Annotated in this window: 5 protein-coding genes; all 5 read left to right on the forward strand. The window is 46.7% G+C overall.

Annotated elements, in window-relative coordinates:
- The first annotated feature begins 18 nt into the window (after positions 1-18).
- Genes ACTHMC_RS27835 through ACTHMC_RS27855 form a run of 5 tightly spaced genes read left to right on the forward strand, consistent with a single transcriptional unit; the run spans position 19 to position 8,276 of the window.
- Positions 19-939 carry an ABC transporter ATP-binding protein gene (locus tag ACTHMC_RS27835; protein WP_440418350.1) on the forward strand — a complete coding sequence of 307 codons (921 nt, stop codon included), beginning with the start codon at positions 19-21 and terminating at the stop codon, positions 937-939.
- Positions 940-950: 11 nt separating this feature from the next.
- Positions 951-3,275, forward strand: a complete 2,325-nt coding sequence (locus tag ACTHMC_RS27840) for a Gldg family protein (protein WP_440418351.1) — start codon at positions 951-953, stop codon at positions 3,273-3,275.
- Positions 3,276-3,299: 24 nt separating this feature from the next.
- Positions 3,300-4,589, forward strand: a complete 1,290-nt coding sequence (locus tag ACTHMC_RS27845) for a MutS-related protein (protein ID WP_440418352.1) — start codon at positions 3,300-3,302, stop codon at positions 4,587-4,589.
- A gap of 32 nt (positions 4,590-4,621) precedes the next feature.
- On the forward strand, positions 4,622-5,938 hold the full coding sequence (locus ACTHMC_RS27850) for a MutS-related protein (RefSeq protein ID WP_440418353.1): 1,317 nt from the start codon (positions 4,622-4,624) through the stop codon (positions 5,936-5,938).
- Positions 5,939-5,960: 22 nt separating this feature from the next.
- A complete protein-coding gene (locus ACTHMC_RS27855; protein ID WP_440418354.1) occupies positions 5,961-8,276 on the forward strand; it encodes a Gldg family protein in 2,316 nt (771 codons plus the stop codon).
- Positions 8,277-8,457 lie beyond the last annotated feature (181 nt).

The following is an 8,457-nucleotide window of genomic DNA, read 5'->3' on the forward strand; positions in this document are numbered from 1 at the left end:
AATTCATCCAAACATATTATGAGTACAGTGTTAAAAGTGGAGAACCTCTCCCATAGGTATTCCTCTGCCTGGGCTATCCGTGAAATCAACTTCGAGATCAGCAATACCGGCGTGATCGGTCTCCTGGGGTCCAACGGTGCCGGGAAGTCCACCACCATGAATATTATTTGTGGGGTACTGAAACAAACAGAAGGAGACGTGTACATCAACGGTATCAATAAAAAGAATGATCCCAGACTGGTCAAGCGCCAGTTAGGCTTTCTTCCGCAAACACCGCCACTTCATGCAGACTTTACCGTGAATGAGTACCTGACCTATGCGGCAGACCTTCGTTTCATTGAAAAGAAAAATGTGAAACGCGCCGTGGCTGAAGCTATGGACAAAACGGGCATCTCTCATTTCAGTTCCAGGCTGATCAAAAATCTGTCAGGTGGTTACAAGCAACGTGTGGGCATTGCACAGGCCATCATTCACAAACCAAGTGTGGTGATCCTGGATGAACCTACCAACGGGCTTGATCCCAACCAGATCATCGAGGCACGTAAACTGATCAGGGAGATCGGCAGGGACCATGTTGTGCTGTTGAGCTCTCACGTATTGTCTGAGATCAATCTCCTCTGCCGCGATATCATCATGATTGAAGGCGGACGGATCGTATTCTCCGATTCAATGGATTCATTCAACAATTACCTGCAACCTGCCAGTGTGATCACCGTGATGGAAAATCCTCCGGCCGAAGCTGAGCTGATGAAACTTCCCGGAGTAACAAAAGTGGAATTCCTGACAGCCAGGCAATGCAGGATCTACTTCACTGGAAACAAGACCATCACCGAACAGATCATTGCTGCCAGCATGCAGCATGGATGGAGGATACAGGAGATCAGTCTGGAAAGATCACTGCTTGATGATGTATTCAAACAATTGTCCAGGCAATCTTAAACCCCGTTACCATGAAGATCATTAATAAAATAGCGCGGGCAGAGCTCAGGTACCTTTTCTATTCACCGGTAGCCTGGTTTGTTCTGATTGTATTCTATGTGTTTGCGGCATCCATCTACTTTATTCCACTGGCAACCGATACGCTGCTCCAGGAAGAATTGCTCGATTCATGGCCAGACTGGATCGGGTTCAATGAAGGCTTGTATCTGCACGCGATGCCCCCGGTTGTTATCAAGCTTTTCAACAATATATACCTGTTCATACCCTTGCTTACGATGGGCATCATCAACAGGGAGAATACCAGTGGTTCCATCAAGCTATTATACTCATCTCCCGTCAGAAACAGGGAGATCATCCTGGGCAAATACCTGGGAATGGTTGTCTTCAATATACTGTTGATCCTAGGTTTCGGGATTGTGCTGGTAACGGCCGGTTTTGCCATGGAGAATCCGGAAACGGGCTGGTTCATGAGTGTGCTGCTGGCACTGTTCCTGACAGTGAACGCATATACTGCTATTGGTCTTTTTATCAGTTCTCTTACCAATTACCAGATAGTGGCGGCAGCCATCACCTTCGCCGTATTCTTTCTGCTGGATGCATTGTCGGGCCTGTGGCAACAGTACGATCTGATCCGCGATCTCACTTATGCACTCTCGATCAAAGGAAAACTTGGCCCGATGACATCGGGCACACTCACCAGCAGGGATATCATCTACTTCCTCCTCATAATTTTTCTCTTCCTGGTATTTGCCATGATAAGAATGAAAAGTAAACAGGAGTCGAAAAAATGGACGGTCAGTTTTGCGAAGTACGGGCTTGTGCTCCTGATAGTGGTTACACTGGGCTATTTCAGTTCCAGGCCCGGCTATATTGCTTACCTGGACCTGACCAGGAACGAGATCTCCACTTTACACCCTGAGGTGCAGGATGTGCTCAGGCAGCTGGATGGTTCTCCTGTTACCGTAACGCTGTATACCAATCTGCTTCAAAGCCGCTCTATGATGGGATTTCCGCAAAACAGGAACAGGTATATCACAGACCTCTGGGAGCGATACCTGAGGTTCTATCCCAACATGAAATTCAGATACGAGTATTATTATGATATCAGTAAGGGCGACAGCGCGCTGTACAAGCAATATCCGGGAAAGAATATGGATCAGATTGCTGCGCTGCGTGCTGAAAGCCTGGGCATACGATTATCGCTCTTCAAAAAGCCTGCAGAAATGCCCAATATCGAAGCGCTGCGTGAGGAAGATGTGAGGATCTTGATGGAGCTGGAATATAAAGGGAAAAAAGAAATACTGAGGGCTTATAACGATGGACAAACATGGCCGGATGACACCCATATTGCAGGCTCTTTCCTGCGATTGGTAAGAGAGAAGGAAGTGAAGACCACTTTCCTTACAGGACATCTTGAGCGCAGCCCCGACAGGTTCACCCGCCGTGATTATGGAAAATTCCATAACTGGAAGGATAGTCGTGAATCCATGATCAACAGAGGTGTTTATGCAGACACGCTCTCCATTGCAGATAAAGATATTCCCCAGGGGCTTGATCTGCTGGTAGTGGCTGATCCCAAATCGCCTTACAGCCAGGCTGAGCTGAACCGGATCGATCAGTATATCGCTGCCGGCGGTAATGCCATCTTCCTGACGGAGCCTGGCAAGCAATTCATTCTTGAACCTGTGCTGAAAAAGATCGGCGTGCAGGTAGAAAATGGAACGGTGGTAAGTCCAAATGCACATGAAAGCCCGGCTTCATTTGTAGCCAAACTTACCAAAGAAGGCAACTACATGTCCAGCGAGATCTACTGGAAATTTTTTCAATGGTATGGCCGCCCTCAGATCTACGGAGGGTATGCCTTACATGAAGGTGGAGCAAACCTGAAGGCCGAAGCAGTGGATGGATTTACAATAACGCCTGTACTCACATTGGCCGGCAGCAAAAATACCTGGATCGAAAATGGAGTGCTGGTGACCGATTCTGCCGCTCCGGTGTTCTCACCGGAGGAAGGAGATGTACAAAAAGATACGTACACCCTCGCAGTGAATCTCACCAGGAAAGTGAACAATAAGGAGCAGCGGATCATCGTAGCCGGAGATGCTGACTTCCTGTCTGCCAAATTGATTGGTTCAGGAAGGATCAAACAGGGATTTTACAGCTGGCTATTGAACAACAGATATCCTGTATATGCCGTAAAGAAATTGCCGGAAGACAGGCTGTACAGGATCAGCTACAATACGGCCGGGATCATGGTGAATATCTATGTATACCTGGTGCCTGCAGTACTGCTGCTTGCTGCCACCATCCTGCTTGTACGGAGAAAAAGAAAATAATCACCATCAGAAAATTACCAGACAATGTTCCTGCAAACGGACGAACAAACCATCGAGGACCTCAGGCTATTCGCTAAGAGAGAACAAAAAGGTATTTACGATATCTACAATAATGCAGCCACACGCGGCGGAGAACTGCTGCTGGAAAGCATGTTCAGAAACCCACTGGCAGACGAGGAAGCCATCAACGGGAGGATCGGGATCATCAGCACTTTTGCAAAAATGAAAACGGTATTTCCTTTCGAGCCGGCGCTGCTTGACAGTGTGGAGAAGTACATGAGCCAGGAGCATGACAATAAAGATGGACAGCGGTCCACTATGGGCGAACGCGAAATTGGCAACGGAGTGACTGCCATCATTGAACTGCTGCATGTGTTGCTTACATTTTTGAAACAGGGCGATATTACCAAAATCGACCGGTTGAAAAGGGAAAGTATAGCCATCCTTACCCTGTTGCAAGACCCCATCCTTCAGCCTGTATTCAAAGAGAGACCAAAATCAAAGCTGTCATACGCTGCTATGACAGCTTTTGATATCCTCTTCAGGGTAAAAGCCAGGCAACAGGTGATGACAGTGCTTGATTTTATTTACCAGCTGGATGTATTCATAGCTGTGGCAGCCGTGGCCAATAATAGAAATTTCGTTTTTCCTGCGGCAAAGCCCAAAGGAAGTAATGTGCTGAAAGTGGAAGGGGTGTATCATCCGGAGCTGAAAGAGCCTGTGGCCAATAGTCTTGAAATGCATGGGGGCAAATCGGTGGTGTTTCTTACCGGGGCCAATATGGCGGGCAAGTCAACCTTTCTCAGATCCTACAGCACTGCTGTTTACATTGCGCATATGGGATTTCCTGTGGCTGCTTCATCAATGGAGTTTTCGGTTATGGATGGAGTTTATACTACCATCAACCTGCCGGATAACCTGGGCATCGGCGCCAGCCATTTTTACGCGGAAGTGTTACGGGTAAAAAAAGTGGCTGCAGAACTGGGAGCCGGCAAATCTCTTTTTGTATTGTTCGATGAATTGTTCCGGGGAACGAATGTGAAAGATGCGCATGAAGGAACGGTAGCCATCACCCATGCTTTTGCGGGAAAGAAAACCAGTCTGTTCATTATTTCTTCCCATATAGTAGAGGCGGGGGATGAGCTGAAGCAAAAAACAAATATTGCCTTTCACTATCTGCCCACACGCATGAAGGGAACAGTTCCTGAATATACTTACAAGCTGGAAACGGGCATCACCGATGACCGCCACGGTATGATCATCATACGTAATGAAGGTATTCTGGATACATTGAAAAACGGGAAGAAAGAATAAGCACAGGGTGCACGCTAATAAAAAAATATATTATGAGTTTTACGATAGATAAACAATCACTGGATGAGCTGAACCTCATGGGCAAGTTCAGGCAGGGATCTGTATACTACCTCTTCAACCAGGTGAAAACCCGTGGTGGTGAGCAATTGCTTGACCAGCTGTTCAGAACACCGTTGACGGATGCAGCGCGTATCAATCAGCGAACAGCTGTATTTAAATTTTTCCAGGGAGCGAAACTGCAATTCCCTTTCGATCCGCAGCAGGTAGTGTTGATGCGGGAGTATGTGGATGCCGTGGGAAATAATAACCGCCTGCAGGTATGGGCAGGCATCCTGATGAAAAAGACATTGTCTTCACTCACCCGCGATGAGCGCTACAAAATGCTGATCCAGGGATTGCAGGCCACCATCGTTACGCTGAAAAAATCCTTTGATTTTTCCAGCGTACTTGCCGCGATGCAGGGCCCTTACCAGCAGCAGGCATCGGAAGTGTTACAGATCCTGCGTTCAGCGGAAATGAGCAGAGTGTTGGATACGGATATCTATGCGGATATTCCTGTTCGCACCATCGCGGCCTATGATCATCTGCTGAAGGGCAGGCTCAGTAAGGAGATCCGGACCATACTCGATTTCATTGCGGAAGCAGATGTGAATATTGCAGTAGGTAATGTGGCCGCAGCAAGAGGGCTTAATTATGCAATAGCCCTTCCGAAAGAAATGAATGCGCTGCGCGCTATCGATCTTAAGCATCCCTGCATAGAAAATGCAAGAGGCAATGATATTGAAATGGCGGCGCAGCGGAATGTGATCTTCCTCACTGGAGCCAATATGGCTGGTAAATCCACCTGGATGAAGAGCATTGGTATTGGGATGTACCTGGCGCATATCGGATTTCCGGTGGCTGCACAATCGATGGAGTTTTCTGTGAGAGAAGGTATTTATTCCAGCATCAATGTGGCGGACAATATTGCACTTGGCTACAGCCATTTCTATGCAGAAGTAGTGCGTGTGAAAAATGCGGCTGATGCCACTGCTACCGGAAAACACCTGCTGCTGATGTTTGATGAACTGTTCAAAGGCACAAACGTAAAAGATGCTTACGATGGAACGCTGGCCGTTACGGAATCTTTTTCGGAATATATGAATTGCCTCTTTATTGTGAGCACGCATATCATAGAAGTAGGAGAGGCTTTGAAAGGAAAAAACAATATTCAGTTCGCTTATATGCCAACAATATTGGAAGGAACAGTTCCAAAGTATGCCTATCGCCTGGAACAGGGTATCACCGAAGACCGGCAGGGTATGATGATCATCAGGAATGAAGGCATTCTCGAAATGATCGGTAACTAAATCAATCTTAATTATCATTGAAATGAAAATCATATTTAAAATCGCAAGGGCGGAGCTCAGAACATTGTTTTACTCCCCGATTGCCTGGGTGATCCTCGTAACTTTCTTTGTTGTTACCGGGATGCAGTTTGTAAGGCCACTCATGGAACTGGCGAGAATGCAGGCGGTTGAAAAGGCCAATAATCCTGAATGGCTTGGTTTTCCGGGACCTCTTACCTACAGGATGTTCAGCGGTACCATTCCGGGAATTCTTCATTATCTGTACCTGTTCATTCCGTTGCTGACCATGGGTGCCATCAACCGGGAAGTGAATTCCGGTTCTATGAATCTCCTGAGCTCATCACCTGTTCGGATCAGGGAGATTGTTGCGGGAAAATACCTGGGACTTATGATTTACAACCTGGTGCTGATGTCTGCTGTACTGCTGTTGCTGCTCACAGGATATTTCAGTATTGAACATGCAGAGTTCAAATGGTTCATGTCCATGATGCTGGGATTCTGGCTGCTGTCGGGTACTTACCTGGCTATCGGCCTGTTCATTTCCTGTCTGACGAATTACCAGATCATGGCCGGGATCGGCACATTTGTGCTATTCTTTGTGCTGGGTGAAATGGGCAAACTTTGGCAGCAATATGACCTGGTGCGTGATATTACCTGGTTCCTTTCGATGGATGGAAGGGCGATGTCGATGGTACGTGGTCTGATCACTACGCGGGACCTCATCTATTTTATCCTCATCATTGTATTGTTCCTTGGATTGGCTGTACTCAAATTGAAAACAAAACAGGAGTCCGTAAAATGGACGGTTCCATTTACCAGGAATCTTGTATGGGTATTGATGATCCTGACGGTTGGTTATTTCACTTCACGTCCGGGTTATATCGGTTACCTGGATGTAACGAGAGACCAGCGGAATACCATCGACACAGCTACGCAGGCTGTGCTCAAGGAACTGGATGGTTCTCCTGTAACCGTTACTCTTTATACAAACCTGGTGGGGCCCAATATGAACTATGGGCTTCCTGAAGGCCGCAATAAATATATCTGGGATTTCTGGGAAAAATACATCCGCTTCTATCCTAATCTGACATTCAACTATGTATATTATTATGATGTGAAGGAGGGAGACAGTAACGTTTTCAGAGCGAATCCAAACAAGAATTTACAGCAGATCGTGAGATCGTATGCCAGGATGATTAAAAAGGATGTGAAGGATTTCAACTCACCTGAAGAGATCCGGAAGATGGTTGATTTTGGCAATGAGCCTTTAAGACTGATGATGCAGCTGGAGTATAAAGGAAAGAAAACCTTCCTCCGTACTTTCAAGCCCAATGATCCATGGCCATCCGAGCCTAATGTTTCAGGCGCTGTCAGGAAGCTCACGAGGGAAAGTATGCCGGTTGTGACTTTCGTGACGGGGCATTTTGAAAGAAGTCCCTGGCGTGAAGGTCAAAGGGATTTCGGCATACATACCAACGATACTTATGAAAAGCCTGCACTGGACAATACAGGCGTAAATGTGGATACTGTTTCTCTTTTACATAAAGATATTCCTGTAAACACTGATGTGCTGGTTGTGGCCGATCCCCGTTCTGCATTGAGTGCAATGGAAGAAGAAAAGATCATGCAATACCTGAACAAAGGGGGGAATGCCATCTTTTACGCAGAGCCTGGCAAGCAGGCCATATTGAATCCGATCCTGAACCAGTTGGGTGTGAATGCGGACAATGGCATTCTGGTTGCTCCCCGCAAACATGCAGAGTCTGAGATCTTCCGCAGCTCCATGACAAAGGCTGGCAACTATATGGCGAGGGAAAGACAGATGCAGATCTATCAGCGATTCGGTAAATTCCCGGCTGCTGCCGTATTCAATGGCACCACCAATCTGAGCTATTTTGAAAAAGACGGATTCAGGATTGAACCTGTTGTAACGGTTGCGGGGAATGAAAAAGCGTGGATCGAAAATGGTTTGTTCGTTGCAGATTCGGCAGCTCCTGTATTTGAAATGGGTGATGGAGATATCAGGAAGGATGAGTATATACTGGCTTTGAAATTATCCAGGAAGATCAATAACAAAGAACAGCGGATTGTGATTGCCGGCGATGCGGACTTTATGTCGGGCGCGGAAAACAAGTACAACCAGATAGGCACCGGGATGTACAGCTGGCTGATGTATAATGAATATCCTGTGTATACGAGACTGGCGGTGCCCGAGGATATGAAGCTTACTGTGGGAAAGCGTGCCGGGCAAATTATCTGGTATGTGTTTGTGTACGTGATCCCGGGGCTGTTGCTGGCGCTGGGTGCGATACTGATCATACGAAGGATGAGAAAATAATAAAAACTGTTTTATTTTAAAATGGGGCGAATACAGACCCAGGGTTAAAGTATTAAGAGAGCATAAAGTGGGAATGCCAGACTGATAGAGTTGGAAAGTGAGTTGGGTGACTTTTTAAGCTTTAATAGAAATTATCGCAAAAAGCCTGCGCAAGCAGGCTTTTTGCGTATTACTGCTTAGC

Origin of the sequence: Pseudobacter sp. (assembly GCF_051955275.1) — a bacterium.
Classification (GTDB): domain Bacteria; phylum Bacteroidota; class Bacteroidia; order Chitinophagales; family Chitinophagaceae; genus Pseudobacter.

Excerpts from the sequence above, each read along its gene's own strand:
- ACTHMC_RS27835 (WP_440418350.1), top strand. The coding sequence starts at position 19 with ATGAGTACAGTGTTAAAAGTGGAGAACCTCTCCCATAGGTATTCCTCT.
- ACTHMC_RS27840 (WP_440418351.1), top strand. The coding sequence starts at position 951 with ATGAAGATCATTAATAAAATAGCGCGGGCAGAGCTCAGGTACCTTTTC.
- ACTHMC_RS27845 (WP_440418352.1), top strand. The coding sequence starts at position 3,300 with ATGTTCCTGCAAACGGACGAACAAACCATCGAGGACCTCAGGCTATTC.
- ACTHMC_RS27855 (WP_440418354.1), top strand. The coding sequence starts at position 5,961 with ATGAAAATCATATTTAAAATCGCAAGGGCGGAGCTCAGAACATTGTTT.
- ACTHMC_RS27850 (WP_440418353.1), top strand. The coding sequence starts at position 4,622 with ATGAGTTTTACGATAGATAAACAATCACTGGATGAGCTGAACCTCATG.